The following is a 26537-nucleotide window of genomic DNA, read 5'->3' on the forward strand; positions in this document are numbered from 1 at the left end:
GTCAGTCAAAGAGGTCGAGCAGCTGGCGCGCCGCGGTGGACGGCGGCAGTTCGCCCGCCAGCACGCGGCGGGTGGTCTCGTCGAGGTCGGCGCGCACCTGCGGGTGCGCGCGGAAGCGTTGTTTGAGGCCGGCGTCGATGCGTTCCCACATCCAGGCGCGGGCCTGTTGCTGGCGGCGCTGGGCGAGCTGGCCGTTGCCGGTCTGCAGCGCGCGAAAACGCGAGACTTCGGCCCAGAAGGCGTCCACGCCCCGCCCCTGAAGAGCGCTGAGCTGGATCACCTGGGGATGCCAGAGGCCGTCGTTGTGGTGGGCGTGCTCGGGGTGGCCGTGCAGGCCGAGCAGGCGCAGCGACGAGGTGATCTGGGCGCGCGCGCGCGTGGCGGCGTCGGGGTCGAGGTCGGCCTTGTTGATGACCACCAGATCGGCCAGCTCCATCACGCCTTTCTTGATCGCCTGCAGGTCGTCGCCCGCGTTGGGCAATTGCAGCAGGACGAACATGTCGGTCATGCCGCTCACCGCCGTCTCGCTCTGGCCCACGCCCACGGTCTCGACGATCACGATGTCGTGGCCGGCCGCCTCGCAGACCATCATGGCCTCGCGCGTCTTCTCGGCCACACCGCCCAGCGTGCCGCTGCTCGGGCTGGGCCGGATGTAGGCCCGGTCGTGCACCGAGAGCTTTTCCATGCGCGTCTTGTCGCCCAGGATCGAACCGCCCGAGACCGACGAGGACGGGTCGATGGTGAGCACCGCCACGCGGTGCCCGTGCCCGATCAGGTACAGGCCCAGCGCCTCGATGAAGGTGCTTTTGCCCACGCCCGGCACACCGCTGATGCCCAGGCGCAGCGCGTTCCCGGTGTGCGGCAGCAAGGCGGTGAGCAGCTCGTCGCCCTGGGCGCGGTGATCGGCGCGGGTGGACTCCAGCAGCGTGATGGCCTTGGCCATGGCGCGGCGCTGCGCGGCGGGTTCGCCGCGCACGATGCCTTCGAGCAGGATTTGAGGGGTCACCCCTGGGCTTTCCGGATCTGTTCCAGCACGTCCTTGGCGCTCGCCGGGATCGGCGTGCCCGGGCCGTAGATGCCCTTGACGCCCGATTCGTACAGGAAATCGTAGTCCTGGCGCGGAATCACGCCGCCCACGAACACGATGATGTCGTCCGCGCCCTGCTTTTTCAGCTCGGCGATGATGGCCGGCACCAGGGTCTTGTGGCCGGCGGCCAGGGTGGACACGCCCACGGCGTGCACGTCGTTCTCGATCGCCTGGCGCGCGCACTCCTCGGGCGTCTGGAACAGCGGGCCCATGTCGACGTCAAACCCGAGGTCGGCGAACGCGGTGGCGACCACCTTGGCACCCCGGTCGTGGCCGTCCTGGCCAAGCTTGCTGATCATCACGCGAGGCCGGCGGCCCGCTTCTTCGGCGAAGGCGTTGATTTCGGTCTTGAGGGCTTCCCAGCCCTCGGCGGAATCGTAGGCAGCTGCGTACACACCGGTCACCTTTTGCGTGTCGGCGCGGTGGCGCCCGTAAACCTTCTCCAGCGCATCGCTCACCTCGCCCACCGTGGCGCGCAGGCGGATGGCCTGGATCGACAGATCCAGCAGGTTGCCCTCGCCGCTGTCGGCGGCAGCGGTCAGGGCCTCCAGCGCGGCCTGCACCTTCGCCGCGTCGCGCGTGGCCTTGATCCGTTTCAGGCGGGCGATCTGCCCGTCGCGCACCGCCACGTTGTCGATGTCGCGCGCCTCGATCGGGTCTTCCTGCTTGAGCTTGTACTTGTTGACGCCGACGATCACGTCCTTGCCGGAGTCGATGCGCGCCTGTTTCTCGGCGGCCGCGGCCTCGATCTTGAGCTTGGCCCAGCCGCTGTCCACCGCCTTGGTCATACCGCCCATGGCCTCCACTTCCTCGATGATGGCCCAGGCCTTGTCGGCCATCTCCTGCGTGAGGCTCTCCATCATGTAGCTGCCGGCCCAGGGGTCCACCACGTTGGTGATGTGGGTCTCTTCCTGGATGATGAGTTGCGTGTTGCGCGCAATGCGCGCGCTGAACTCGGTGGGCAGCGCGATGGCCTCGTCGAACGAGTTGGTGTGCAGCGACTGCGTGCCGCCGAACACCGCGGCCATGGCCTCGATGGCGGTGCGCACCACGTTGTTGTACGGGTCCTGCTCGGTGAGCGACCAGCCCGAGGTCTGGCAGTGCGTGCGCAGCATCAGGCTCTTGGGGTTCTTCGCGTGGAAGCCCTTCATGATGCGCGTCCACAGCAGGCGGGCGGCGCGCATCTTGGCGATCTCCAGGTAGAAGTTCATGCCGATCGCCCAGAAGAAGGACAGGCGCCCGGCGAAATCGTCCACGTCCATGCCCTTGGCGATCGCGGTCTTCACGTACTCCTTGCCGTCGGCCAGCGTGAAGGCCAGCTCCAGCGCCTGGTTGGCGCCGGCTTCCTGCATGTGGTAACCCGAGATCGAGATCGAGTTGAACTTCGGCATGTGCTGCGCCGTGTACTCGATGATGTCACCGATGATCTTCATCGACGGCTCGGGCGGGAAGATGTAGGTGTTGCGGACCATGAACTCCTTGAGGATGTCGTTCTGGATGGTCCCGCTGAGTTTGTCCTGCCCCACGCCCTGCTCTTCGGCCGCCACCACGTAGCCCGCCAGCACCGGCAGCACGGCGCCGTTCATGGTCATGGACACGCTCACCTTATCCAGCGGGATCTGGTCGAACAGGATCTTCATGTCCTCCACGCTGTCGATCGCCACGCCGGCCTTGCCCACGTCGCCGGTCACGCGCGGGTGGTCGCTGTCGTAACCCCGGTGGGTGGCGAGGTCGAACGCGACCGAGACGCCCTGCCCGCCCGCGGCCAGGGCCTTGCGGTAGAAGGCGTTGCTCTCTTCGGCGGTGGAGAAGCCCGCGTATTGGCGGATCGTCCACGGCCGCACCGCGTACATGGTGGCCTGCGGGCCTCGGATGAAGGGCTCGAAGCCCGGCAGGGTGTTGGTGTGCGGCAGCCCGGCCGTGTCTTCGGCGGTGTACAGCGGCTTGACGCGAATGCCGTCGGGCGTGACCCAGTCCAGCGCGGAGACGTCGCCACCGGGTGCGGATTTGCGGGCCGCCTGAGCCCAGGCTTCCAGGGTGGCTGCGTTGAATTCGGGCTGTTTCTGGCTCATGGCAAAACTCGGTTTGGACGGGATCAGGACCGCCGGGATTCTACATGATTCATAATTATTGATGCAAAATATTCCTATTGGCTTACAATGCCGGCCTGTGTCCCACACCCCCGATTGACTCCTCCCTGACCATGTCCGCTTTGTCGCTTTCGCCCCGCGCCCTGTACGAAGAAGTCGCCGAGCTGCTGCGCCAGCGCATCTTCCGCCGCGAGCTCGAGCCCGGCAGCTGGATCGACGAGCTCAAGCTCGCCGAGGAATACGGCATCAGCCGCACCCCGCTGCGCGAAGCGCTCAAGGTGTTGGCCGCCGAAGGCCTGGTCACGATGAAGGTGCGGCGCGGCGCCTACGTCACCGAAGTGTCCGAGAAAGACCTTGCGGATGTCTACCACCTGCTGGCCCTGCTGGAGTCGGACGCGGCCGGCGTGGTGGCCGCGCGCGCCAGCGACGAGGAGCTGGCCAGCCTGCAGGCCTTGCACCAGGAACTGGAAGCCGCCGTGGGCGAGCGCGACCGCTTCTTCGCGCTCAACGAACAGTTCCACATGCGCGTGCTCGAACTCGCGCGCAACCGCTGGCGCGAGCAGATGGTTGCCGACCTGCGCAAGGTGATGAAGCTCAACCGCCACAACTCGCTGCTCAAGAGCGGGCGCATCGAAGAGTCGCTGGCCGAGCACCGCGCCATCGTGGCCGCGCTCACGCAGCGCGACGCCGCGTTGACGGTGCAGCGCATGCGCGAGCACTTCGAGAACGGCCTGGAAGCCGCCGGCTGAGCGGGCCCGCCGAGGGCGCTGGTAAAGTCCCGCGTGCCCCACCCCGCACACGAAGAACAATGCCCGCTCTGCTCCCTGCCCAACCCGGCATCCTCCAGCCCATTCCCACCCAGGCCCGTTACCTCAGTTGCCAATTGCGCATCGGTGCCACCCCCCAGGCCGTGCTGCGCGAACTCGCTGCTTTCGCCGATGGCGAAGCGACCGTCGTCGGCCTGGGCGAGTCGCTGGTGCGTTCGCTCGGCACGCAGGTCCCTGGGCTCAAAAGCTTCCCTCAGATCGAGGGCGCGCTCGTCAAACTGCCGGCCACGCCCATCGACCTCCTGATCTGGTTGCGCGGCAGCGACCGCGGGGAACTGTTGCTGCGCAGCCGCCAGCTGGAGGCCTTGCTGGCGCCAGCCTTCGAGCTGCGCGCCATCACCGACGCCTTCAGCCACCGCACCAACCACGACCTCAGCGGCTACGAAGACGGCACGGAAAACCCGCAGGGCGAGGACGCGCTCGCCGCGGCCCTGGTGGCCCAGGGCCCGCTCGCGGGCAGCAGCTTCCTGGCGGTGCAGCGCTGGCGCCACCAGTTGAGCCATTTCGCCGCCATGCCCGAGCTGCAACGCGACCACGTCTTCGGCCGCGCCCACCACAACAACGAAGAACTCGACGACGCACCGGCCTCGGCGCACGTGAAGCGCACGGCCCAGGAAGACTTCGAACCGCCGGCGTTCGTGCTGCGCCGTGCCATGCCCTGGGCGGAGGGCAACGAAGGCGGCTCCATGTTCACCGCCTTCGGCCACTCGTTCGATGCCTACGAAGCCCTGCTGCGCCGCATGTCGGGCGCGGAGGACGGCGTGGTCGACGCCCTCTTCTCCTTCACGGAACCGGAAACCGGGGCCTACTTCTGGTGCCCGCCCCTGCACCAGGGCCGCATCGACCTGCGCGCCGTGGGACTCTGAGCGTCAGGCGGGGGTCACCAGCCCGTCGGATTCGGCTTCCAGGCCCACGTGGGCCTGCGCCATGGCCCACACCTCGCGCGGGGGCAGCGGCTTCAGGCGGTGGTCGCTCCAGATCTGGCGCCAGCGCCGGGCACCACGCAAGCCGTGCCGCAGGCCCAGCATGTGGCGCGCGATCGCGTACCAGGGGCAACCGTCTTCCAGGAAGGCGCGCTCCATGTAGGCCACCATCTGCTCTTCCACCGCTTCGCGCGTCACGGTGGACGGCGCGGCGCCGAAGAAGGCCTCGTCCCAGCCGGTGAGCACCCAGGGGTTGTGGTACGCCTCGCGGCCGACCATCACGCCATCGACCGCACTCAGGTGCTCGGCGATCTGCGCGTTGGTGGTGAAGCCGCCATTGATGGCAAAGGTGAGTTGCGGAAAGTCCTGCTTGAGGCGGTGCGCGAGTTCGTAGCGCAGCGGCGGAATCTCGCGGTTCTCTTTCGGCGAGAGGCCGTCCAGCCAGGCGTTGCGCGCGTGCACCAGGAACACGCCGCAGCCGGCCTCGCTCACGGTGCCGACGAAATCGCGCACGAAGTCGTAGCTCTCGACCCGATCGATGCCGATGCGGTGTTTGACCGTGACGGGGATCGAGACCGCGTCCACCATGGCCTTGACCCCGTCGGCCACCGTCTGCGGCTCGGCCATCAGGCAGGCACCGAAGGCGCCGCGCTGCACGCGGTCGCTCGGGCAGCCGCAGTTGAGGTTGATCTCGTCGTAGCCCCATTGCTCGCCCAGGCGCGCGGCGCTCGCCAGCTCGGCGGCGTCGCTGCCCCCGAGCTGCAAGGCCACCGGGTGTTCCTCGGCGTTGAAACGCAGGTGGCGTTGCACGCTGCCGTGGGCGAGCGCGCCCGTGGTCACCATCTCGGTGTACAGCAGGGTGTGCTTCGAGAGCAGGCGATGCAGGTAGCGGCAGTGGCGGTCGGTCCAGTCCATCATGGGCGCGACGGACAGGCGCCAGGGACTCGGAACTTGCAGGGTGGGATGTGGTTGCACCCCGGTATTTTCTCACCCCGGCGAGCAGGCAAAAGAAAACCCGCCGAAGCGGGTTGAACCTCCTGGCGGAGGGAAGCTCGGGGGGAGGGAGCTTCGGAGACTTGGTGTGACAGTCACGCCAGTATTCCGGCGCTGCCGCAGGCCCCTTGTCGGAGAGTTGCCGACGCGCTTGTAGGACGGGAGGAGATTCGCCGCGCCAGGGGTGGAAGCGGCCGGGTTGCACCACCACAATGGGCCATGCATACACCAACACGACCCCATCTGAACCTCTTGGCTTGCGCCCTCGCCGCGCTGGCGCTGGCCGGCTGTGCCGCCGCAGAACAAAGGGTGGATCTGCAACCGCCTGTGGCCAGCGGTGCCGGTGTGCAGGTGCAGGACTCGCGGCATGACACCGATCTGAAACTCAAGACACACACCGGCACCTTGCCTGTCGAGATCCGGCCCCCGGTCGCAGAGGCCCTGCGGAACTGGGTGGCCGCCAGCTACACCGGGCCTCAACCCTTTTACGTGGGCTTGCAGCGCCTGGAGCTGCAGCACCAGGGCGGCCTGGCCTCGGGAGACGAGCTGTCCTGCACGGTGGAATCGCAGGTGCGCGTGGGTGGTGAGGTGGGGCGGCCCGTGCGCACCCGGGTGCACAACAACGCCCGGCTGACACCCGATGCCACCAGCGCGGTCCAGCTCATCGTCTCGCAATGCCTGGAAGCCCACGCCAGGGACATCAACGCGCCGACGGGCAGCCGCCGCTAGGCTGCCCGCCTTCGTGATCTCCGATCAGAACATCAGGGCGATCAGGATGATGATGGGAATAGGGACACCGAGGAAAAACAGCAGCAGGGATTGCATGGAAGGCTCCTTGGAAAGGTGAAGGGGTGTGCAGGTCGGGAACTCAGGCCCGATCGCGCTGGCGGCCACCGAAGGTTGCGGCCAGGCTGGCAAAGAAGGCGCCGATCAGCAAGGAGACGAACAGCCACAGCGCGCCATAGGCCGACGCCTTGCGCGCCTTGTCGGCCGCCTCGCGCGCGGCGGTTTCGGCTTCGCGGGCCTTGATCTGCATCCGCCCGAAGGTGTCGGTCACGCGCTTCTGTGCGTCCTGCGCGCTGACGCCGGTGCGCAAGGCCACCTGCTGGCCGAGGTAGCTGGCGTCCTCGGGCGGCAAGGCGCCGTTCTTCAGGGCCGTGAGGAAGATGCCCGAAGCATCGGCAGCGATCGCGGCAGGCGACGGGTTCACCATCAGCACGCCCGGGGCGCCAGCCGTCGACGCCGCCGCGTCGGTCCGGAACAGCGTGCCGACAAAGTAGTCCAGGTCGGCCTCTCCGTCCTTTTCACCATCGGCCTTGTCCGCCACCTGGGCCACCGTCGCCCCCGCGCCACCGGCCGCCACCGTGGCGCCGGCGTTCACACCGGTGCCCACGATCGCACCGATCACCGAGGTGAGCAAAGTTGCCGTGGCCAGGGTCGCCACCGCCCAGGCCAGGAAGCCGTGCGCGGTGTCGCGGAAGTAGACCTCGTCGGCCTGCGTGCCGGCCCAGCGCGTGCGCAGCCGACCGGCCAGATAGCCGCCCATGCCAGAGGCCACCAGTTGGGTGAAGGAAATCCAGAGGATGGTCGAGACGCCGAAGGTGGCGGCACCGATGCCCTGCTGCACCCAGGGCGAGACCGATGCCAGCCCCAGGCCCGTGCCCAGGATGAGCAGGATCAGCGAGAGCGCGGCCGCGCCGGCCGCGCCGGCGAACACCGCGGGCCAGGACACCGCGTGCTCGGATGCCGGCGCCACGGCGATGTCGTCGAATGTGGGCGAATGGGTCAATGCCATGATGGGCCTCCTGTTGGAATGTCAGGCCATCATGGGTGGCGCCCTCATGGGCGCCTGTCGGACGGGTGCGCGAAGGCGTGTAGGACCGGCGCTGGCGCCAATCCGAGGTCAGGCCGCGGCGCGCGCGCCCGGGTTCGCGAGCTGGGAATGCTCGATCACGTAGCGCGTCATCGACTGCGCCAGCTCTTCCTCACCCAGGAAGACCTTGCCGGCGACTTCCTTCTCGAGCAGGCCGGCCTCTTCCTCGCTGTGCGTGCGCACCACGGTCTGGATCTCGGGGTTGAGGGCGCGCGCGGTGGCGATCATCTGCCGCACGTTGAGCGTGTCGGGCGTGGCGATCACCAGCATGCCGGCGCGCGCGATGTGGGCCTGGATCAGCACCGCCGGGTCCGCCGCGTCGCCGAACACGGCGGCAATGCCGCGCTCGCGCAGCCGCTCGACGATGTCGCGGTTCTCTTCGGCCACCACATAGGGCAAATGCTGTTCCTCCAGCGCGGCGGCGATGCGCCGCCCCACCCGGCCGTAACCCACCAGCACCACCTGGCGCGAAAGAAATTTCTCGTGCGTGGTCATGGGCAGTTCAGCCAGCGGGTCGTCGCGCTGTTCCAGTTTGCGCGCGAACTCGGAGTTCTTGCGCAGCCATTCCTGCAGCGGGTTGATGGCCTTGAACCACAGCGGGTTGGTGGCGATGGAGATCAGCGCACCCGCCAGCACCAGGCTCTGCCCCTCGGGCGGCAGCAGGCCCAGGGATGCCCCCAGGCCGACCAGGATGAAGGAGAACTCGCCGATCTGTGCCAGGCTGGCGGAGACGGTGAGCGCGGTGTTGAGTGGGTAGCGCATGGCCACCACCAGGGCGGCGGCGGCCACCGACTTGCCCACGATGATGATCAGCACCACGCCGAGCACCTGCAGCGGGCGCTCGATCAGCACGGCCGGGTTGAACAGCATGCCCACCGAGACGAAGAACAGCACCGCGAAGGCGTCGCGCAGCGGCAGCGACTCTTCGGCCGCGCGGTGGCTGAACTCCGATTCTCGCAGCACCATGCCGGCGAAGAAGGCACCCAGCGCGAACGACACGCCGAACAGCGCCGCCGAGGCGAACGCGATGCTCACCGCCGCCGCCACCACGCACAGCGTGAACAGCTCGCGCGAACCGGTGCGCGTGACCTGCCACAGCAGCCAGGGGAACACCCGGCGCCCCACCACCAGCATCAGCGCCACGAAGCCACCCACCTGCAGCAGGGTGAAGCCCAGCGTGCGCCAGATCGAATCGAGATCGCCGTCCGAGCCCTTGCCGCCCAGAAAGCCCGCCAGCGGCGGCAGCAGCACCAGCACCAGCACCATGGCCAGGTCTTCCACCACCAGCCAGCCCACCGCGATGCGACCCGTGAAGGAATCGAGAATGCCCAGGCTCTCCAGCGCCCGCAGCAGCACCACGGTGCTGGCCACCGAGAGGGACACGCCGAACACCAGTGCCGAGCCGAAACTCCAGTCCCACCACCACATGGCCATGCCGATGCCCATCAGCGTGGCGACCGCCATCTGCACCACCGCGCCGGGCAAGGCGATCTTGCGCACCGAGAGCAGGTCTTCCAGGGAAAAATGCAGACCCACGCCGAACATCAGCAGCATCACACCGATCTCGGCGAGCTGGGCGGCGATGCCGGCGTCGGCCACGAAGCCCGGCGTGAACGGTCCGATGATCACACCCGCCAGCAGGTAGCCCACCAGCGCGGGCAGGCGCACCTTGGCCGCCAGGAAGCCGAGGATCAGTGCCAGACCCAGGCCCGCAGCAATGGTGTTGATCAGTGAAACGCTGTGCGGCATGGGCCGGAAACTCCTTGGGCGGAAAGGGGGTGGGGGTGCGGTCGAATTTACACCACGCTTTCGCAGGAACCATGCCCGCAACAAAAAACCCGCCGAAGCGGGTTTGGTGCCGAGGCTCGCTCTTCGTCCAGGGCAACGCCGGTCCGGCTTCGCTGGCCGGCAGTGCCGCCCCCCGGGGGTGACGGGCTCGCTTGGCGAGCCCGGCGCGGGGGAACTTTTCTAGCCCATGTGCAGGCCGCCGTTCACGGAGAAGTCCGCACCGGTGGCGTAGCCGCCCTCCTCGCTGGCCAGCCAGGCGATGATGGACGCGATCTCGCTCGGCTCACCCAGGCGCTTGACGGGCACGGTGGCCACGATCTTCTCCAGCACGTCGGGCCGGATGGCCTTGACCATGTCGGTGCCGATGTAGCCCGGGCTCACGGTGTTGACCGTGACACCCTTGGTCGCCAGCTCCTGCGCCAGCGCCATCGAGAAGCCGTGCATGCCGGCCTTGGCGGCCGAGTAGTTGGTCTGCCCAGCCTGGCCCTTCTCGCCATTGACCGACGAGATGTTGATGATGCGGCCCCAGCCCTTTTCCACCATGTCGGCCACGACCTGCTTGGTCACGTTGAACATGGAGTTCAGGTTGGTCTCGATCACCGCATCCCAGTCGTCGCGCGACATTTTCAGGAACATGCGATCGCGCGTGATGCCGGCGTTGTTCACCAGCACGTCGATCGTGCCGTGTTCCGCCTTGGTCTTGGTGAAGGCTTCCACGGTGGAATCCCAGTCGCCGACATTGCCGACCGAGGCGTGGAAGGTGTAGCCCTGAGCCTTCTGCTCGTCGAGCCACTTCTTGAAGTCGCGCGTGGGGCCGCAGCCCGCAATGACCGTGAAACCTTCCTTGTGCAGGCGCTGGCAGATGGCCGTTCCGATGCCACCCATGCCGCCTGTGACGTACGCGACTTTCTTGCTCATTTCTTGTGCTCCTTGTGCCTTTGGCGATGGTGACCGGAAGGCCCTCCCTCCGGTCATCCGTTGTTGATTTAACCGTGAATTCAGCGTTCGACCGCGAGGGAAACCCCCATGCCGCCACCAATGCACAAGGCCGCGAGACCTTTCTTTGCATCGCGGCGCTGCATTTCATGCAGCAGCGTCACGAGGATGCGGCAGCCGGACGCACCGATGGGGTGGCCGATGGCGATCGCACCGCCGTTGACGTTCACGCGCGCCGGATCGATGTCCAGCGCCTTGTTGACGGCGCAGGCCTGGGCCGCGAAGGCTTCGTTGAGCTCGAACAGGTCCACGTCGCTGGCCTTCCAGCCAGCGCGCGCCAGGGCCTTCTTCGACGCCGGCACCGGGCCCATGCCCATGGTGGCCGGGTCCAGGCCGCTGGTGCCGAAGGCGGCGATGCGCGCCAGCGGCTTGAGGCCCAGCGCCGCGGCCTTCTTGGCGGTCATCACCACCACCGCGGCGGCGCCGTCGTTGATGCCCGAGGCGTTGCCCGCCGTCACCGAGCCGGCCTTGTCGAACGCGGGGCGCAGGCCGGCCAGGGCTTCGGCGCTGGTCTTCTTGTTGATGAACTCATCGGCATTGAAGAGGATGGGGTCACCCTTGCGCTGCGCAATGCTCACGCCCACGATTTCGTCCTTGAACTTGCCGGCGTCCTGCGCGGCGCTGGCCTTCTGCTGGCTGCCCAGCGCGAGCGCGTCCTGCGCGTCGCGGCTGATGCCGTGTTCCTTGGCCACGTTCTCGGCGGTGATGCCCATGTGGTACTGGTTGTACACGTCCCACAGGCCGTCGACGATCATGGTGTCGGTCATCTTCCAGTCGCCCATGCGCTGGCCGTCGCGGCTGCCGTTGAGCACATGCGGCGAGGCGCTCATGTTCTCCTGGCCACCAGCGATCACGATCTCGCTGTCGCCCCAGGCCACGGCCTGCGCGGCCAGCATCACGGCCTTGAGACCGGAGCCGCACACGGCGTTGATGGTGAGCGCCGGCGTTTCCTTGGCCACGCCGGCCTTCATCATGGCCTGACGGGCCGGGTTCTGGCCCACGCCAGCGGCCAGCACCTGGCCCATGATCACTTCACCGATGGCGTCGGCCGGCAGGCCGGTGCGCTCCAGCAGCGCCTTGATGACGATGCTGCCCAGCTCCGTGGCCGGTGTCTTGGCGAGCGTGCCGCCGAACTTGCCCACGGCGGTGCGGGCGGCTGAAACGATGACGATGTCTTCCATGCAATGTCTCCTGGGGTGCGGATGAAAAAAATTCAGGCTTTGGCTTTGACGTAACGGCCGGGTGCGGGCTCGATGGCGGTGTAGCGCTTGGCCTTGCCATACGCCTTGGGCGCAGCAATTTGCTTGCCAGCCAGCGGCTTGAGCCAGGCGGACCAGTCGGTCCACCAGCTGCCGGGGTGTTCGGTGGCGCTGGCGATCCAGTCCTTCGCATCGGCCGGGAACTTGCCCGCCGGGCCGATCCAGTGGCTGCGCTTGTTCTTCGACGCGGGGTTGATCACGCCCGCGATGTGACCCGAGGCGCCCATCACGAAGCGCTTCTTGCCCGGGAAGATCTGCGTGCTGCCGTAGGACCCGCCGATGGGCACGATGTGGTCTTCGCGCGAGCCGTAGATGTAGACGGGGAGCTTGACCTGGCGGAAGTCGATCTTCTCGCCGCACACCGTGGTCTTGCCCGGCTTGACCAGGTTGTTCTCCAGGTACATCTGGCGCAGGTACCAGGCGTAGTACGGGCCCGGCAGGTTGGTGCTGTCGGAGTTCCAGTACAGCAGGTCGAATGGCGGTGGCGTCTCGCCCTTGAGGTAGTTGCCCACCACGTAGTTCCACACCAGGTCGTTCGGGCGCAGGAAGCTGAAGGTGGTGGCGAGGTCGCGCCCGGGCATGAGGCCACCATCGGCGAACTGCATCTCGCGGAACTTCACGAAGTTCTCGTCGATGAACACGTCGAGGATGCCGGTGTCGGTGAAGTCGAGCAGCGTGGTGAGGAAGGTCGCGCTGTTCACCGGCGTCTCGCCCCGCGCGGCCAGCACGGCCAGCGCCGTGCCCAGCATGGTGCCGCCCACGCAGAAGCCCAAGGCGTTGATGGTCTCGGCGCCGGTGATGTCCTGCGTGACCGCGATGGCCTTGATGACCGCGTCCTCGATGTACTCGTCCCAGGTCTTCTTCGACAGCGATTCGTCGGGGTTGCGCCAGCTCACCACGAAAGTGCGGTGGCCCTGCTCCACGCAGTAGCGGATCAGCGAGTTCTCGGGCTGCAGATCGAGGATATAGAACTTGTTGATGCAAGGCGGCACCAGCAGGAAAGGCCGCTCGTACACCTTGGCGGTCAAGGGCTTGTACTCGATGAGCTGGAACAGCTCGTTCTCGAACACGACGGCGCCTTCGGTGGTGGCGACGTTCTTGCCGACCTCGAACACGCTCTCGTCCGTCATGGACACGTGGCCCTGCTTCATGTCGTGCAGCAGGTTGGCCACGCCCTTGGCAATGCTCTCGCCCTGCGTCTCGATCGCCTTCTTCTGCGCTTCGGCATTGAACGCCAGGAAGTTGCTGGGCGCGCTGGCGTCGATCCACTGCTGCACGGCGAAACGAACGCGCGTTCGCGCCTTGGCGTCGCCCTGCACCGCCTCGGCCATGGCCATGAGGGTGCGGGCGTTGAGCAGGTAGGTCGCGGCCGCGAAGGCCGCCATGGGGTTGCTGGCCCAGGCATCGGACGCGAAGCGCCGATCGCCCGCGGGCTTCACGTTCGGCCCCTGGTTCCACAGCCCGGCCAGTTCCTGGAGGTAGGTGTTCTGGATCTCCAGCAGCTGGGCCGGGTCGAAGCTGACCGCCTGGCCCTGGCTGGCCTGGCTGAAGATGTCGCCCACGGCCGGCATGCCGGGGAAGGCGGCGGCGCCCGTGGGCATGGCCATCCCGAAGGGGCTGGCTGCGCCCGCTTTCGGCATGAACGCCTTGAACGCGGCAAAAGGGTCGCTGGCGGCGGATGGGGGGGCGGAGGCCCCGGGAAAGGCCTGGGCCATCTGCGTCCACTGTTGAACGAGGTTCTGCTGGAACTGTTGCGCGGTTTCCAGCCAGTCTGAAGAAGGGTTCTTGCCCGATGTCATGCTGGTCTCCTAGGGTGTTGCCTGCGACTTATCATGGGCAGCCCTCGGGGGAGAGATTCCGGATCTTCCCCAGGTTTTTCGTATCAGCATCCAGCAGGCTGACACGGGTGGTCCGGGCTGCAAGGAATGTTGTGTATCTGGTGGTGATCGGTTGGATGTACGTGGTGCTCATGATGTCGGTGGCCGAAGCGACCAACACCACAGGCTCTGTGCTGGGAGCCATTGTGACCTTTTTTCTTTACGGTTTGCTGCCGGTCGCACTGGTGGTTTACCTGATGCTCACGCCACAAAGGCGCAAAGCGATCAAGGCGCGCGAGGCCGCCGAGCTCGAAGCACAGCGGGCCGCGACGACCTCGACCACAGCTTCAGTCGATCCAGACGCAGGCGGCCATGCGCCCGGTGCTGCCGAGGCGGACGGCATCGCGCCGGTGCGAAAAGAACCGTGAGGCCTGCGTGACGGTGCACCACGCGGCGCTGCCGTCGTTGCCGTGCACCTGTGCCACGCCCGCGGCCTGAAGCCGGCGCCGCGCGAGCGCGGGCAGGTCCGCCAAAGATTTGCCGTCTCGCCCATGAGACCGAAAACAGGAAGCGGCTTCGACATCGGCCGACACGAAGGCGTCCTTCACTTCCGCGCCGACTTCGAACGCCGACGGACCGATGCAGGGGCCGAGCCAGGCCACCACCTCACCCTCGCCCGCCGCTTCGCGCAAGGCGCGCAGCGTGGCCTCGAGCACACCGTTCGCCAGCCCGCGCCAGCCCGCGTGCGCGGCGGCCACCACCTGGCCCGAGGCATGGGCGAACAGCACCGGCAGGCAATCGGCCACCATGATGGTGGCGGCCAGGCCAGGCCCTTGCACCACACAGCCATCGGCCTCGGCGCCATCCGGCGTCGCGCGGTCCAGCCGCACCACCCCGGTGCCATGCACCTGCTGAAGAAACACGGGACGTGCGGGCGCGGTCAGCGAGGCCAGGCGGGCGCGGTTGGCGGCCACGGCAAGCGGGTCGTCGCGCACGTGGTCGCCCAGGTTGAAGCGGTCGAACGGCGGGGCCGACACACCACCGTCGCGCGTGGTGAACAGCGCCCGCACGCCCGGTGGTGCGGGCCAGTCGGGAACCAGGCTGTCCGGGGACTGGGGCATCAGGCCTCGGCGTCCGGGCAGGCCGATGGCTGGGCCTGCTGGAACGCGGGCAAGGCCATGCAGGCCTCGAACGCCGCCATGGTGCGCGGCAGGCCGCTGAAGTCGGTGTTGAAGCGCTGACCGTTGAAGATCTGCGGCACCAGACAGCAATCGGCCATGGTGGGCGTGTCGCCCGCGCAGTAGGTGGACTGGGGCTGCAGCGCGAGCTGGCGCTCGAAGGACTCCAGACCGCTGCGAACCCAGTGGCGGTACCAGACGTTCTTGGGCTCCTCTTCCACCTTCAGTTCCTTGGTCAGGTACTTGAGCACGCGCAGGTTGTTGATGGGGTGGATCTCGCAGGCCACGATCTGCGAGAGCGCGCGCACGCGCGCGCGGCCCAGTGCATCGGCCGGCAGCAGCGCGGGCGCGGGCTGCACCTCGTCCAGGTACTCGATGATCGCCATCGACTGCGTCAGGCGCGTGCCATCGTCGAGCTCGAGCACGGGCACCAGGCCTTCGACCGCCTTGTCGGTGAAGGCCGGCAGCTTGTGGTCGCCGCGCGCGATGTGCACGGGCACGTAGTCGTAGGCAATGCCCTTGAGCGCGAGCGCAATGCGCACGCGGAACGAGGCCGAGGAGCGGAAGTAGTTGTAGAGCTTCATGGGCTCCAAGGATAAACCCGCAGCGGCCAGGCCCCCTCAGGCCGTCAACGCCGGGTAGTCCGTGTAGCCCTTTTCGCCGCCGCCGTAGAAGGTGGTCTTGTCGGGCTGGTTGAACGGGCCACCCTGCTGGAGCCGGGCCACGAGGTCGGGGTTGGCGATGTAGCTCTTGCCGAAGGCCACGAGGTCGGCGCCGTCGTCCAGGGCCTTCTGCGCCAGCGAGAGGTCGTAGCCGTTGTTGACCATCCAGGCCGCACGGCCGCCGGCCGCGCGGTAGGTGGCGCGCAGCGCGGCGTAGTCGAACGGGCGATCGGGGATCTCGCGCGGGCCACCCGTGGCGCCTTCGATGACATGCACATAAGCCAGATCGAAACGCGCCAGCTCGCGCACCACGCAGGTGAAGAGCGGCTGCGGGTCGGCGTCGACCACGTCGTTGGCCGGCGTCACGGGCGAGAGGCGGATGCCAGTGCGTGCCGCGCCGATCGCATCGGTCACGGCGTGGACCACTTCCAGCAGCAGGCGCGCGCGGTTCTCGATGCCGCCGCCATAGGCGTCGGTGCGGTGGTTGCTGCCGGTCTTGAGGAACTGGTCGATCAGGTAGCCATTGGCCGCGTGGATTTCCACCCCGTCGAAGCCGGCCTCGATGGCGGCCAGCGCGGCCTTGCGGTAGTCCTCGACGATGCCAGGCAATTCGGCCGCGTCGAGTGCGCGCGGCACGGAGGTTTCCACGAAGGTGGGCACACCGTCCTTGATCAGCACCGTCTTGGTCTTGGCGGCAATCGCCGAGGGCGCCACGGGGGCACCGCCCTTGGGTTGCAGCTCGGTGTGCGAGACGCGGCCCACGTGCCAGAGCTGGGTGACGATCTTGCCACCCGCGGCGTGCACGGCCGCGGTCACGCGTTTCCAGCCTTCGATCTGTTCGGGCGCGTACAGGCCCGGCACATCGGCATAACCCTGGCCCTGGTGGCTGATCGCGGTGGCTTCGGTGATCAACAGGCCGGCACTGGCGCGCTGCTGGTAATAGGTGGCCATGAGCGGCGTGGGCACGGCGTTGGGCGCGCGGTTGCGCGTGAGCGGTGCCATGACGATGCGGTTGGCCAGCGACAGCTGGCCGGCGGTGGTGGGTTCGAAAAGGCGGGTCATGCGGATGGGACAGCGGGGTTGAACGACGGCCCATTGTGCGCAGCCACCCCCGTCGATTCCTCGGGATGGCGCAAGTCCCCACGGCCGCAAGGTCGTTGCGGCAGGCCCTGCAGACCCGCCGCGCTTGTGCTGCTGAACGCTCAGCCCACCACCAGGCGGATGCCGGGCAACACCTGCTCGGACTCGGCGCGCCGCTCCAGCGCCAGGCGCATGTTCATCTGCGCCACTTCGGTGTGTTCCACCGCGAGCGCCTGGGCGCGCGCGCTTTCGCCGCGCCGCAGGGCATCGAACAGCATGTGGTGCTGGCGGTGCGCGTACAGCATCCAGTCGCGGTCCATGGTCACCGTGCCCTGCATGGGCAGCATGGCCGAGGCCGGGGCGAACGGCAGCTTGTCGTTGAGCTCCACCGAGCGCTGCAAGGCCCGGTTGCCGCAGGCATCGAGGATCAGCGCGTGGAAGCGGTCGTTCATCAGGGCGTAGGCCGCATAGCTTTCGATGGTCAGCGGGTTGTCCGCCAGCAGGCGGTCTCCCTCATCGAGCACGGTCAGCAGCTGGCCCTGCAACTGGCGCGACACGCCGTGTTCGGCCACCAGCCGCGCGGCCATGCCTTCGAGGTGGCCGCGCACCGCGATGGCGTCGATCACTTCCTGCGCGGTGAACTGGCGCACCAGGTACTTGCCGGTCTCGTTGGCCTGCACGAGCCCCTCCTGCTCCAGCGTGACCAGCGCGGCGCGCACCGGTGTGCGCGAGGCGCCCAGGCGCTCGGCCAGCTGTTGCTCGGCCAGGCGCTGGCCAGGTTCGAACTGACCGCTCAGGATCAGGTCGCGCAATTGCATCAAAACGGTTTCTTGCAGGCTCATGGCACAAAATGTACACCGAAATCAAAAAACGGTATACCATTTCGATACCCCACCCCGTTTTATTGCCGGAGATTCCCCACATGAAAGCCGAACTCAACCAACGCATGACCCAGGTCGGACCGGGCACGCCCGGTGGCGAGCTGCTGCGCCGCTACTGGCAGCCGGTGGCGCTGATGGACGAATTCAACCCCGCGCTGGACCCCCAGATGGCCGTGCGCCCCGTGAAGGCGGTGCGCGTGCTGGGCCAGAACTTCGTGCTGTTCCGCGACGCCCAGGGCGCGTTCGGCCTGCTCGATCGCGACTGCCCGCACCGCGGCGCCGACCTCGCCTTCGGCCGCAACGAAGGCGATGGCATCCGCTGCCCCTTCCACGGCTGGAAGTTCGACACCACGGGCCAGTGCATCGACACCCCGGCCGAGCCCGCCGGCAGCAAGATGTGCACGCGCATCAAGCAGCGCAGCTACCCGCTGGTGCAGCGCAGCGGCGTGCTGTTCGGCTGGTTCGGTCCCGAGGACCAGACGCCCCCGCCCTTCCCCGAGCTGGACTGCTTCACCGCGCCCGAAAGCCACACCTTCGCCTTCAAGGGCCTGTGGCACTGCAACTGGCTGCAGTCGCTGGAAGTGGGCATCGACCCGGCACATGCGTCCTACCTGCACCGCTTCTTCAACGACGGCTCGCTGGAAGACAGCTACGGCAAGCAGTTCCGCGGCGCCAGCGCCGGTGACGTGGGCGGCGAGCGCTGGCCCATGACGCGCGTGATGCGCGAATTCGGCCAGCCCCTCATCAGCTTCGAGCCCAAGCCCTATGGCCTGCAGCTCACCGCGCTGCGCCCCATGACCGACGAGCTGACCCACGTGCGCGTGACCAATGCCGTGTTCCCGCAGACCTTCGTGATCCCGCTGTCGGAGACCATGACCATCACGCAGATGCACGTGCCGGTGGACGACACCCACAACTACTGGTACGCCTTCTTCACCAGCTTCACCGGCCCGGTGGACAAGGACGCCATGCGCACGCCGCGCCTGCAGGCCGTGACCTTGCCCGACTACATCCCGAAGTCGGGCCGCCACAACAACTGGGGCTTCAACGCCGAAGAGCAGCAGACCCGCACCTACCTCGGCATGGGCGAGGACGACATCAACGTGCACGACCAGTGGGCCTGCGAGAGCATGGGCCCGATCCAGGACCGCACGCGCGAACACCTGGGCACCACCGACAAGGTGGTGATGGCGAACCGCCGCATGCTGCTGCAGGCCATCGACGCCGTGGAGCAAGGCGGCACGGCCCCCGGCGTGGCGGACCCGGCCTTGCACGGCGCCATTGCAGGCCCCGACACGGTGGACGGCATCGCCCCCGCGCAGGGCTGGGAAACCTGGTGGCAGGACGCGGTGCGCGACAAGCGCGAAGGTGCGCCCTGGCACGCGAAAGCCTCCGCCGGGGAAACGGCGGGCGCCAAATGACGTCGTTCGCCCAACGCTGCGGCCTCGAATCCCCCGAACGCGACGCCGAATGCCGGCGCGTGGCCCAACTCATCGAAGCCAGCGGCATCGAGCTGGTGCGCTTTGGCTGGTGCGACGCCCACGGCATGCTGCGCGGCAAAACGCTCACCGCCAAGGCAGCGCTGCGCGCGCTGAACGACGGCGTGGGCATGGTGGGCACGCTGATGCTCAAGGACACGGCCGACCGCACGGCCTGGAAGGTGTTCGAGCCCGGTGGCGCCGACGGCCTGCCCGGCTTCGCCGGCGCGGCCAACCTCATGCTCATGCCCGATCCGCAGAGCTTCACCGTGCTGCCCTGGCTGGAGCGCACCGGCTGGCTGCGCTGCCAGCCCTGGTTCGCCGACGGCACGCCCGTGCCGCTGGACGCGCGCGGCATGCTGCAGACCGCACTGGCGAAACTGGGCCAGGTCGGCTACGGCCTCAAGACCGGGCTGGAGGTGGAGTTCCACATCTACCGCATCACCGACACCCGCCCCCAGCTCGACCCCGAGCTCGCGGCCTGGCCCGGCCTGCCGCCCACGGTGGAGATGATCCACCCCGGCTACAACCTGCAGGCCGAGGCCATGGGCGACATGAGCGACGAGCCGCTGCGCATCGTGCAGCGCACCGCGCAGGCGTTGGGCCTGCCGCTGCAGTCGCTGGAAATCGAACTTGGCCCGAGCCAGGTGGAAGCGGTGTTCGACGCCACCGACGCCCTGACCGCCGCCGACCAGATGGTGCTGTTCCGCAACGGCGTGCGCCAGGCGCTGCGCCGCGCGGGCTACCACGCCACCTTCATGTGCCGCCCGCCGTTCCCCAACATCATGTCCAGCGGCTGGCACCTGCACCAGTCGCTGGTGGACCTGAAGACCGGCCGCAACGCCTGCGTGCGCGACACGCCCGCATCCGGCACCACCCGCACCGACGCCACGCACACGCTGTCCGAGGCGGGCGCGCACTGGCTCGCCGGCCTGCTGTCGCACGCGCGCGGCATGACGGTGCTGTGCACGCCCACCATCAACGGCTTTGCCCGCTTCCGGCCCAACGCGCTGGCACCGCAGGCCGCGCTGTGGGGGCAGGACAACCGGGGCGCCATGCTGCGCGTGGTGGGTGCGGCCGGCGACAACGCCACCCGCATCGAGAACCGCGTGGGTGAGCCCGCCGCCAACCCCTACCTCTACATGGCCGCGCAGATCCATGCCGGGCTCGACGGCCTGGCGCGCGCCACGCTGCCGCCGCCCGCGAGCGAATCGCCCTACGCGGCCGACAACCAGAAGCTGCCCTCTTCGCTGGGTGATGGCCTGGATGCGCTGCGCGCCGACGGCGCGCTGTGCACGGCCTTGGGCGAGGACTTCGTGCGCTATTTCTGCCGCATCAAGCAAAGCGAGATCGACCGCCACGCGCAAGCCGAGGACAAGACCGACTTCGAGCGCCGCGAGTACTTCGCCAGGACTTGAGCCCGCCCATGATCTCGATCCGATTCCTCAACGCCGATGGCACGGTGCAGGCCATCCAGACCGAGCCGGGCCAGAGCCTGATGAAGGCCGCGGTGGACGCGAACATCCAGGGCATCGAGGCCGACTGCGGCGGTAGCCTCACCTGCGCCACCTGCCACGTGATGATCGGGGCGCCCTGGGCCGCGATGCTGAGCGCCCCGGTGCCCGACGAGATCGACATGCTGGACTTCGCGTCCAGCCCGGTGGAGACCGACAGCCGCCTGAGTTGCCAGGTCAAGCTCACGCCGGAGATGGATGGCATGGAGGTCCGGCTGCCCGCGTCCCAGCACTGAGGACGCACCGAAAAGCGGTCTGCGCCCATGGCACACTGGTGATCTTCGATTCCAACGAAACCATCCGCCATGCCAGACACCACCTACCTCTTCGCCCCCCCGGCCACCGTGAGCGTGCCCGTGGTGGGGCGCGCCGAGCGCTTCCCCGTGCACCGCATCTACTGCGTGGGCCGCAACTACGAAGAGCACGCCAAGGAGATGGGCTTCACCGGCCGCGAGCCGCCCTTCTTCTTCCTCAAGCCGGCCGATGCCATCGTGGTCGCCGAGGCAGGCCAGACCGCTTCCATGCCCTACCCCAGCCTCACCGGCAACCTGCACCACGAGATCGAACTCGTGGTCGCCATCGGCGTGGGCGGCAAGAACATCCAGGCCGCCGACGCCGCGAAGCACATCTGGGGTTATGCCGTGGGCCTGGACATGACGCGCCGCGACCTGCAGAACGACATGAAGAAGCAGGGCCGCCCCTGGTGCATCGGCAAGGCCTACGACCAGTCCGCGCCCATCGGCCCCATCACCCCGGCCGCGCAGGCCGGCCACGTGAACGAGGCGCCGATCTGGTTGCAGGTCAATGGCGTGGACCGCCAGCGCAGCACCGTGGCCAAGCTGATCTGGAACGTGGCCGAGACCATCGAACACCTGTCGGCCGCCTGGGAACTGCAACCCGGCGACCTGATCTACACCGGCACGCCCGAAGGCGTGGCGGCCGTGGTGAAGGGCGACACCCTGCACGGCGGCGTGGACGGCCTCACACCCATTTCGGTGCGCGTGGCCTGAACGAGAACGTGACGCAGGTCGCATCCGAGGGTTAGACCTCTCACGAAAACGACCTGGCCTGACATATGCTTTTCCCGTTTTTCTTTGACCCCAGGAGACTTTCAACATGATTCAACGCAGAACCCTGCTCCAGTCCGGTGCGGCCGTGGCCCTCGGCGCACCCGCGCTCACAGGCTTCGCCCAACAAAGCGTCACGCTCAAGTTCCACACGTTCATGGCGCCTCAGTCCAACGTGTACATCAACATGCACAAGGCATGGATGGACAAGGTCGAGAAGGACTCCGGCGGCCGGATCAAGTTCGAAGGTTATCCCGCCATGCAGCTGGGCGGCACGCCCGTGCAGCTGTTCGACCAGGCGCGCGACGGCGTGGTCGACATCGTCTGGACGCTGCCGGGCAACACCCCGGGCCGCTTCCCGCGCACCGAAGTGTTCGAGCTGCCGTTCATGATGAACAACGCCGAAGCCACCTCCAAGGCGTTCTGGGAGTACATCACCACGATGGCCCCCGACGAGTACAAGGAAGTGCAGCCCATCGCCCTGCAGGTGCACGGCCCGGGCATGTTCCACATGCGCAGCAAGCAGATCAAGACCGCGGAAGACCTGCGCGGCTCCAAGGTGCGCGGCCCGACCCGCCAGATCACCAAGATGCTGGGCTACCTCGGCGCCATCCCCGTGGGCATGCCGCTGCCGCAGATCCCTGATGCGCTCTCCAAGGGCGTGATCGACGGCTGCGTGATCCCCTGGGAAGTGGTGCCCTCGGTCAAGGTGCACGAGCTCACCAAGTTCCACAGCGAGTTCGACCCCGCTGGCGGCGCGCTCTACACCACCACCTTCGTGATGGGCATGAACCGCAACAAGTACGCCTCGCTGCCGCCCGACCTCAAGGCCGTCATCGACAAGAACTCGGGCATCGAGACCTCCGGCTGGCTGGGCAAGGTGCAGCAGGCCGGCGATGCACCCGGCCGTGAAGCCGCCGTCAAGCAGGGCAACACCATCTACACCATCCCCTCGGCCGAAGCGCAGGAATTCAAGCGCAAGGCGCGCCTGGTGGAAGTGGAGTGGGTGCAGGACATGGACAAGCGCGGCTTCGACGGCAAGAAGCTGCTCGAAACCGCCAAGGCCCTGATCGCCAAGCACGGCAAGAAGGCCTGATCCTTCCTCCCCCCAGAAAGCCGGGCCCAGCCCGGCTTTTTTTCGCCTGCCCACCGTCCCGCTAAACTGCCTCGATGCTGCGCACCCCCCCAAACACTGCCGCAACTGCGGCACCGCCGTCGACATGCGCCTGCCCGACGACGGCGATACCAAGATCCGCGCCGTCTGCCCGACCTGCCACACGGTGCACTACGAGAACCCGCTCAACGTCGTCGGCACCGTGCCGGTATGGGGCGAAGCGGGCGAATACGTGCTGCTCTGCAAGCGCAACATCGAACCGCGCTGGGGCAAATGGACGCTGCCCGCCGGCTTCATGGAACTGAACGAGACCACCGCCGAAGGCGCGGCCCGGGAGACCACGGAAGAAGCCGGCGCGCAGTTCGAACTCGGCGACATCTTCACGCTGATGAACGTGGCGCGCGTGGGCCAGGTCCACATCTACTACCGCGCCCGGCTGCTCAGCGACCGCTTCGACCCCGGCCACGAAACCATCGAGGCACGGCTGTTCACCGAAGACCAGATTCCCTGGGACGAGATCGCCTTTCGCACCGTCAAGGAAACCCTGGAACACTATTTCGCCGACCGCCGCCAGGGCCGCTTCGGCTTCCACGCCTTCGACATCGCCTGAGCAGCGGCATGGGCTCGGCACGCGACTGGCCCCTGGTGCTGCGCCTGGGCACGGCGCAGACGCTGGCCTGGGCCTCCACCTACTACCTGCCGGCCCTGCTGGCCGCACCCATGGCCCGGGGCCTGGGCGTGCCGGCGTCCCACGTCTGGGGCGCGGTCACGGCCGCGATGCTGCTGGCGGCAGCGCTGGGCCCCTGGGCAGGCCGCGCCATCGACCGCTGGGGCGGTCGCCCGGTGCTCACGGGCACCAGCCTGCTCGCCGCCGCGGGCCTGGCGGTGCTGTCGCAAGCGCAGGGCACGGCGGGGCTGGTGCTGGGCTGGCTGCTGCTGGGCATCGTCATGGGCAGCGGCCTGTACGAAGCCGCCTTTGCCGCGCTGGTCCGGCTCAAGGGACATGACGCCCGCGCGTCCATCACCGGCATCACCCTGCTGGCCGGCTTCGCCAGCACCGTGGGTTGGCCGCTCAGCGGCTGGATGGAAACCGCCTGGGGCTGGCGCGGTGCCTGCCTGGGCTGGGCCGGCCTGCACCTGTTGCTCGGCCTGCCGCTGAACGCCAGCCTGCCCCGCGCATCCCCCTTGCCCGAGCCAGCCCGCAACGCGGCGCCCCCCTCCCCCGATGCGCCCGCACCGCAGGCAGCGCCGCACCGCTGGACGGCCGGTGTGCTGGCCTATGTGTTCGCCGCCACCTGGTTCGTGAGCACGGCCATGGCGGCGCACCTGCCGGCCCTGCTGATGGCCGGGGGCGCCACCCTGGCCGGCGCGGTCGCCATCGGCGCCCTGGTCGGGCCCGCGCAGGTGGCGGGCCGGCTGCTGGAGTTCGGCCTGCTGCGCCGGCTGCACCCGGTGTTCGCCGCGCGCGCCGCGGCCCTGGGCCATCCGCTGGGGGTCGCCTGCTGGATGCTGCTGGGCCCGGTGGCCGGGCCGCTGTTCGCCATCCTGCACGGCGCGGGCAACGGCATCATGACCATCGCCAAGGGCACGCTGCCACTGGTGTACTTCGGCCCCGCGGGCTATGGCCGGCGGCAAGGCCTCATCATGCTGCCCTCGCGCCTGGCGCAGGCTTTTGCGCCGCTGGTGTTCGGCGCCTGCCTCGAGCGCTGGGGCGAAGGCGCGCTGTGGATCTCCAGCGCACTGGGCCTGAGCGCCTTCGCCTGCCTGGTGTGGCTGCGCGCCACCAAGTCGCGCTGAGTCGCGGCCGTCAGGCCACAGGCGCACCGCCCTCGGGCGCTCGCCAATCCAGCAGTTCGGCCAGGCGGTGCACCACCCACACCGACTCGGCCTCGCTCACCACCGTGGGCTCCACCCGCAAACCCTGCAGGCAGCGCGCGAGCACGTCGGCCTCGGTGATGCCCAGGCCGAATTCCATGTTGCGCGCGGTCTCGGTGAGCATCTGCGCCATGTCCTCGCACAGCTCATAGCGCGCGGCCAGCTCGTCGCGCGGCAGGCTGGGTTTCTGGCGCCCAGGTGCCACATACAGCGCCAGGAAGGACGGGGGGATTTCGATCTGCGATTCGTCGGACATGCCGCACTGTAATCAATGGCCGGCGGCCGGCGGGCCTTCGGGCACCTCGGCCAGCAGTCGCTCGGCCCAGGCCGGCCAGCGCACCGGGTTCTTCCACAGCGCGCGCCCGGCACGGCAACGCGCCACCAGGCGCGGTGGCTGCACCACGCGGTTGCGCGGGCCCGAGGTGTCGTACAGCAAGGCCAGGTCGGCGAGCGCGACCGCCTTCGCCAGGTTCGCCAGCGTGCGCGGGTAACGCGCCAGGATGCGCTCGGGCGGCACGCTGTGGCCGCCCTCGCTCTCGCGCTGCTGCACGCGCGCGAGCAGTTGCCGCGGTTCGTCCACGCAGACCACCAGCAGCACGACCGCGAAACCGGCCGCCTTCGCCGCCGCCAGCAGATCGAGCTTGGAGGGGTGCGAGAAGACGGTTTCGCTCACGAAGGACTCACCCGCCGCCAGGCAGGCCGCGCGCTGCTGGTCGGCCCATTGCCGCGCCATCTGCGAACGCCTCAACGGGTGGCTGATGTGCTGCAGGTGCGCGGCCTCGTGCAGGTCGGCGTTGACGAACTCGGCCTCGGGCGGGATCAGCCCGGTGGCCAGCGCGGCCCGGTACAGCGTGGACTTGCCGGCACCGTTGGGGCCGGCGAGCAGGTAGAAAACCGGCTGGGTCACGCGGCGCGGCGAGCGGCCGGTGCCTTGCTGCGGTTGTCGAGCACGGTCTGGCGCACGGCCTGGGCCAGGCGGCCGCTGGATTCGGCGGCCAGGAAGCGGGCCTCGATCGCATCGACCGGATCGGCCGCCGCCTCGGCGTGGCGGGCGGCGGCGTCGTACCGGGCGATGGCTTCGCGGGCTTCCTGCACCGTCAGGCCCGTTTCTTCGGCGATGCGGCCCAGCGTGGCCCAGTATTCGATCTGGCCCGCCACCGAGCGGCGCTGGGGCTGCGCCGCCTCACGCGCCTGCCGGACCAGGCCGGCGGGCAACTTGACCGAGGAAAATGCGCTGCTGCTGGAAGACGACATGGAAATCTCCTGGATGGCGCATTTTGCGCCATTTCGGATACCATGGCAACCGAGCGGATTTTCCACCCGACACCTTTCACACGCGATCATGAAAAAACAGGGAACCGTGGTGCGCTGGGACAGCGAGAAGGCCTTCGGCTTCATCCGCTGCCCGCAGATCCCCGCCGACGTCTTCTTTCACCTGCGCGATTACAGCGGCCCGTCCAAGCCGCGCGAAGGCATGCAGGTGATGTTCGACGACATCCACGTGGGCGGCAAAGGCCCGCGCGCGCTGTCGGTGGAGCCGGCCCGCAACACCATCGTCACCGAGGCGCCCGCGCCGCCTCCGCCCCCGGCCGGCGCCGAGCTGCTGCCACCCCGCCAGCCGGCGGCCCGCTCGCGCTCGCAATGGCAGAAGCGGCGCGAGGAACGCCCCCTGTGGATCGGCCTGGGTCTGATCGCCTTCTGGCTGCTGCTGTGGCTGGTCGGCATCGGCATGGGGCGCTTCCCCTGGGTAATCCTGACCGCCGTGGTGCTGATCAACCTGGTCACGTTCTACCTGTACTGGCGCGACAAGCACGCGGCCATCAACGAAGTCCAGCGCACGCCCGAAGACTGGCTGCACGGCCTGGCCGTGGCCGGCGGCTGGCCGGGCGCGTGGTTCGCCCAGCAGATCCTGCGCCACAAGACGAGCAAGCGGCCGTTCCGCCTGATCTACTGGGGCACGGTGGCGGTCAACATGCTGGCCCTGCTGGCCTGGATCTTGTGGCCGGCGTTCCTCGGCGCGCCGGCCGCCTGAGTT

27 protein-coding genes are annotated in these 26537 nt (G+C 68.3%); 12 read left to right on the forward strand and 15 right to left on the reverse strand.

Translation table 11 applies throughout. From position 1 onward, the window contains the following. Position 1: 1 nt before the first annotated feature. The gene (meaB, locus tag ABSY19_RS01045; RefSeq protein ID WP_382158287.1) at positions 2–1006 is read right to left on the reverse strand and encodes a methylmalonyl Co-A mutase-associated GTPase MeaB; all 1005 of its coding nucleotides are present in this window, start codon (positions 1004–1006) and stop codon (positions 2–4) included. After that, positions 1003–3159, reverse strand: coding sequence for a methylmalonyl-CoA mutase (gene scpA, locus ABSY19_RS01050; protein ID WP_382158289.1), 2157 nt, complete (start codon positions 3157–3159; stop codon positions 1003–1005). Before scpA ends, meaB begins: the two co-directional genes overlap by 4 nt. A gap of 131 nt (positions 3160–3290) precedes the next feature. Between scpA and ABSY19_RS01055 the strand changes: the two genes are divergently transcribed. Next, the gene (locus ABSY19_RS01055) at positions 3291–3926 is read left to right on the forward strand and encodes a GntR family transcriptional regulator (RefSeq protein WP_382158291.1); all 636 of its coding nucleotides are present in this window, start codon (positions 3291–3293) and stop codon (positions 3924–3926) included. 59 nt (positions 3927–3985) lie between these two features. Further along, the gene (locus tag ABSY19_RS01060) at positions 3986–4870 is read left to right on the forward strand and encodes a Dyp-type peroxidase (RefSeq protein WP_382158292.1); all 885 of its coding nucleotides are present in this window, start codon (positions 3986–3988) and stop codon (positions 4868–4870) included. A gap of 3 nt (positions 4871–4873) precedes the next feature. Here ABSY19_RS01060 and dusA read toward each other — a convergent pair whose 3' ends face one another. Continuing rightward, on the reverse strand, positions 4874–5845 hold the full coding sequence (gene dusA, locus ABSY19_RS01065) for a tRNA dihydrouridine(20/20a) synthase DusA (protein ID WP_382163990.1): 972 nt from the start codon (positions 5843–5845) through the stop codon (positions 4874–4876). Between the two features lie 384 nt (positions 5846–6229). On the opposite strand from dusA, the gene ABSY19_RS01070 reads away from it, so the two are divergent. Beyond that, complete coding sequence (locus ABSY19_RS01070) at positions 6230–6649, forward strand: hypothetical protein (RefSeq protein ID WP_382158294.1); 420 nt, start codon at positions 6230–6232, stop codon at positions 6647–6649. Positions 6650–6788: 139 nt separating this feature from the next. Here the strand turns inward: ABSY19_RS01070 and ABSY19_RS01075 are convergent, their stop codons facing one another. The 5 genes from ABSY19_RS01075 to ABSY19_RS01095 form a co-directional block, all read right to left on the reverse strand. Then, positions 6789–7715 carry a hypothetical protein gene (locus ABSY19_RS01075; protein WP_382158296.1) on the reverse strand — a complete coding sequence of 309 codons (927 nt, stop codon included), beginning with the start codon at positions 7713–7715 and terminating at the stop codon, positions 6789–6791. A gap of 108 nt (positions 7716–7823) precedes the next feature. Next, a complete protein-coding gene (gene ybaL / locus ABSY19_RS01080) occupies positions 7824–9542 on the reverse strand; it encodes a YbaL family putative K(+) efflux transporter (protein ID WP_382158298.1) in 1719 nt (572 codons plus the stop codon). A gap of 219 nt (positions 9543–9761) precedes the next feature. Continuing rightward, entirely contained in the window at positions 9762–10499 is a 738-nt protein-coding gene (gene phbB / locus ABSY19_RS01085) for an acetoacetyl-CoA reductase (protein WP_382158300.1), read from the reverse strand. Between the two features lie 80 nt (positions 10500–10579). Next, positions 10580–11758, reverse strand: coding sequence for an acetyl-CoA C-acetyltransferase (locus ABSY19_RS01090; RefSeq protein ID WP_382158302.1), 1179 nt, complete (start codon positions 11756–11758; stop codon positions 10580–10582). Positions 11759–11790: 32 nt separating this feature from the next. Continuing rightward, on the reverse strand, positions 11791–13635 hold the full coding sequence (locus ABSY19_RS01095; protein WP_382158305.1) for a PHA/PHB synthase family protein: 1845 nt from the start codon (positions 13633–13635) through the stop codon (positions 11791–11793). Positions 13636–13766: 131 nt separating this feature from the next. Between ABSY19_RS01095 and ABSY19_RS01100 the strand changes: the two genes are divergently transcribed. Further along, a complete protein-coding gene (locus ABSY19_RS01100) occupies positions 13767–14081 on the forward strand; it encodes a hypothetical protein (protein WP_382158306.1) in 315 nt (104 codons plus the stop codon). Here the strand turns inward: ABSY19_RS01100 and pgeF are convergent. The 4 genes from pgeF to ABSY19_RS01120 all read right to left on the reverse strand — a co-directional run bounded on the left by pgeF (position 14001) and on the right by ABSY19_RS01120 (position 17415). After that, positions 14001–14774, reverse strand: a complete 774-nt coding sequence (gene pgeF / locus ABSY19_RS01105; RefSeq protein WP_382158308.1) for a peptidoglycan editing factor PgeF — start codon at positions 14772–14774, stop codon at positions 14001–14003. The genes ABSY19_RS01100 and pgeF overlap by 81 nt on opposite strands. After that, the gene (gene maiA, locus ABSY19_RS01110; RefSeq protein WP_382158310.1) at positions 14774–15415 is read right to left on the reverse strand and encodes a maleylacetoacetate isomerase; all 642 of its coding nucleotides are present in this window, start codon (positions 15413–15415) and stop codon (positions 14774–14776) included. The genes pgeF and maiA overlap by 1 nt, the downstream gene beginning before the upstream one ends. A gap of 36 nt (positions 15416–15451) precedes the next feature. After that, positions 15452–16555, reverse strand: coding sequence for an alkene reductase (locus tag ABSY19_RS01115; protein WP_382158312.1), 1104 nt, complete (start codon positions 16553–16555; stop codon positions 15452–15454). A 140-nt stretch (positions 16556–16695) separates the two neighbouring features. Then, a complete protein-coding gene (locus ABSY19_RS01120; protein ID WP_382158314.1) occupies positions 16696–17415 on the reverse strand; it encodes a GntR family transcriptional regulator in 720 nt (239 codons plus the stop codon). An 80-nt stretch (positions 17416–17495) separates the two neighbouring features. Between ABSY19_RS01120 and ABSY19_RS01125 the strand changes: the two genes are divergently transcribed. The 7 genes from ABSY19_RS01125 (at position 17496) to ABSY19_RS01155 (ending at position 24424) form a co-directional block, all read left to right on the forward strand. Beyond that, entirely contained in the window at positions 17496–18875 is a 1380-nt protein-coding gene (locus tag ABSY19_RS01125) for a Rieske 2Fe-2S domain-containing protein (protein ID WP_382158316.1), read from the forward strand. Next, positions 18872–20350: a glutamine synthetase family protein gene (locus ABSY19_RS01130; RefSeq protein ID WP_382158318.1), complete on the forward strand. Its 1479-nt coding sequence runs from the start codon at positions 18872–18874 to the stop codon at positions 20348–20350. Before ABSY19_RS01125 ends, ABSY19_RS01130 begins: the two co-directional genes overlap by 4 nt. A gap of 8 nt (positions 20351–20358) precedes the next feature. Further along, positions 20359–20682, forward strand: coding sequence for a 2Fe-2S iron-sulfur cluster-binding protein (locus tag ABSY19_RS01135; RefSeq protein ID WP_382158320.1), 324 nt, complete (start codon positions 20359–20361; stop codon positions 20680–20682). Between the two features lie 69 nt (positions 20683–20751). Further along, positions 20752–21456, forward strand: coding sequence for a fumarylacetoacetate hydrolase family protein (locus ABSY19_RS01140; protein ID WP_382158322.1), 705 nt, complete (start codon positions 20752–20754; stop codon positions 21454–21456). A gap of 106 nt (positions 21457–21562) precedes the next feature. Then, positions 21563–22609, forward strand: a complete 1047-nt coding sequence (locus ABSY19_RS01145) for a TRAP transporter substrate-binding protein (RefSeq protein WP_382158324.1) — start codon at positions 21563–21565, stop codon at positions 22607–22609. Positions 22610–22733: 124 nt separating this feature from the next. Next, entirely contained in the window at positions 22734–23237 is a 504-nt protein-coding gene (locus ABSY19_RS01150) for an NUDIX domain-containing protein (protein WP_382158326.1), read from the forward strand. Positions 23238–23245: 8 nt separating this feature from the next. Continuing rightward, positions 23246–24424: an MFS transporter gene (locus tag ABSY19_RS01155; protein WP_382158328.1), complete on the forward strand. Its 1179-nt coding sequence runs from the start codon at positions 23246–23248 to the stop codon at positions 24422–24424. 10 nt (positions 24425–24434) lie between these two features. On the opposite strand, the gene ABSY19_RS01160 is transcribed toward ABSY19_RS01155, so the two are convergent. The 3 genes from ABSY19_RS01160 to ABSY19_RS01170 are packed head-to-tail and all read right to left on the reverse strand — an operon-like array spanning position 24435 to position 25756. Next, entirely contained in the window at positions 24435–24758 is a 324-nt protein-coding gene (locus ABSY19_RS01160; protein ID WP_100054371.1) for an ATPase with chaperone activity, read from the reverse strand. Between the two features lie 12 nt (positions 24759–24770). Then, positions 24771–25409: an AAA family ATPase gene (locus ABSY19_RS01165; RefSeq protein WP_382158330.1), complete on the reverse strand. Its 639-nt coding sequence runs from the start codon at positions 25407–25409 to the stop codon at positions 24771–24773. After that, positions 25406–25756 carry a hypothetical protein gene (locus ABSY19_RS01170; protein WP_382158332.1) on the reverse strand — a complete coding sequence of 117 codons (351 nt, stop codon included), beginning with the start codon at positions 25754–25756 and terminating at the stop codon, positions 25406–25408. The genes ABSY19_RS01165 and ABSY19_RS01170 overlap by 4 nt, the downstream gene beginning before the upstream one ends. Positions 25757–25844: 88 nt before the next feature. On the opposite strand from ABSY19_RS01170, the gene ABSY19_RS01175 reads away from it, so the two are divergent. Then, the gene (locus ABSY19_RS01175; RefSeq protein WP_382158334.1) at positions 25845–26534 is read left to right on the forward strand and encodes a DUF1294 domain-containing protein; all 690 of its coding nucleotides are present in this window, start codon (positions 25845–25847) and stop codon (positions 26532–26534) included. The last annotated feature ends 3 nt before the right edge of the window (positions 26535–26537 follow it).

Source organism: Hydrogenophaga sp. ANAO-22 (assembly GCF_042466645.1).
Classification (GTDB): Bacteria; Pseudomonadota; Gammaproteobacteria; order Burkholderiales; family Burkholderiaceae_C; genus Hydrogenophaga.

Coding starts and splice junctions, on each gene's coding strand:
- scpA (WP_382158289.1), bottom strand. CDS start 3,159: ATGAGCCAGAAACAGCCCGAATTCAACGCAGCCACCCTGGAAGCCTGG.
- ABSY19_RS01055 (WP_382158291.1), top strand. CDS start 3,291: ATGTCCGCTTTGTCGCTTTCGCCCCGCGCCCTGTACGAAGAAGTCGCC.
- ABSY19_RS01060 (WP_382158292.1), top strand. CDS start 3,986: ATGCCCGCTCTGCTCCCTGCCCAACCCGGCATCCTCCAGCCCATTCCC.
- dusA (WP_382163990.1), bottom strand. CDS start 5,845: ATGATGGACTGGACCGACCGCCACTGCCGCTACCTGCATCGCCTGCTC.
- ABSY19_RS01075 (WP_382158296.1), bottom strand. CDS start 7,715: ATGGCATTGACCCATTCGCCCACATTCGACGACATCGCCGTGGCGCCG.
- ybaL (WP_382158298.1), bottom strand. CDS start 9,542: ATGCCGCACAGCGTTTCACTGATCAACACCATTGCTGCGGGCCTGGGT.
- phbB (WP_382158300.1), bottom strand. CDS start 10,499: ATGAGCAAGAAAGTCGCGTACGTCACAGGCGGCATGGGTGGCATCGGA.
- ABSY19_RS01090 (WP_382158302.1), bottom strand. CDS start 11,758: ATGGAAGACATCGTCATCGTTTCAGCCGCCCGCACCGCCGTGGGCAAG.
- ABSY19_RS01095 (WP_382158305.1), bottom strand. CDS start 13,635: ATGACATCGGGCAAGAACCCTTCTTCAGACTGGCTGGAAACCGCGCAA.
- pgeF (WP_382158308.1), bottom strand. CDS start 14,774: ATGCCCCAGTCCCCGGACAGCCTGGTTCCCGACTGGCCCGCACCACCG.
- maiA (WP_382158310.1), bottom strand. CDS start 15,415: ATGAAGCTCTACAACTACTTCCGCTCCTCGGCCTCGTTCCGCGTGCGC.
- ABSY19_RS01115 (WP_382158312.1), bottom strand. CDS start 16,555: ATGACCCGCCTTTTCGAACCCACCACCGCCGGCCAGCTGTCGCTGGCC.
- ABSY19_RS01120 (WP_382158314.1), bottom strand. CDS start 17,415: ATGAGCCTGCAAGAAACCGTTTTGATGCAATTGCGCGACCTGATCCTG.
- ABSY19_RS01125 (WP_382158316.1), top strand. CDS start 17,496: ATGAAAGCCGAACTCAACCAACGCATGACCCAGGTCGGACCGGGCACG.
- ABSY19_RS01130 (WP_382158318.1), top strand. CDS start 18,872: ATGACGTCGTTCGCCCAACGCTGCGGCCTCGAATCCCCCGAACGCGAC.
- ABSY19_RS01135 (WP_382158320.1), top strand. CDS start 20,359: ATGATCTCGATCCGATTCCTCAACGCCGATGGCACGGTGCAGGCCATC.
- ABSY19_RS01140 (WP_382158322.1), top strand. CDS start 20,752: ATGCCAGACACCACCTACCTCTTCGCCCCCCCGGCCACCGTGAGCGTG.
- ABSY19_RS01145 (WP_382158324.1), top strand. CDS start 21,563: ATGATTCAACGCAGAACCCTGCTCCAGTCCGGTGCGGCCGTGGCCCTC.
- ABSY19_RS01150 (WP_382158326.1), top strand. CDS start 22,734: ATGCGCCTGCCCGACGACGGCGATACCAAGATCCGCGCCGTCTGCCCG.
- ABSY19_RS01155 (WP_382158328.1), top strand. CDS start 23,246: ATGGGCTCGGCACGCGACTGGCCCCTGGTGCTGCGCCTGGGCACGGCG.
- ABSY19_RS01160 (WP_100054371.1), bottom strand. CDS start 24,758: ATGTCCGACGAATCGCAGATCGAAATCCCCCCGTCCTTCCTGGCGCTG.
- ABSY19_RS01170 (WP_382158332.1), bottom strand. CDS start 25,756: ATGTCGTCTTCCAGCAGCAGCGCATTTTCCTCGGTCAAGTTGCCCGCC.
- ABSY19_RS01175 (WP_382158334.1), top strand. CDS start 25,845: ATGAAAAAACAGGGAACCGTGGTGCGCTGGGACAGCGAGAAGGCCTTC.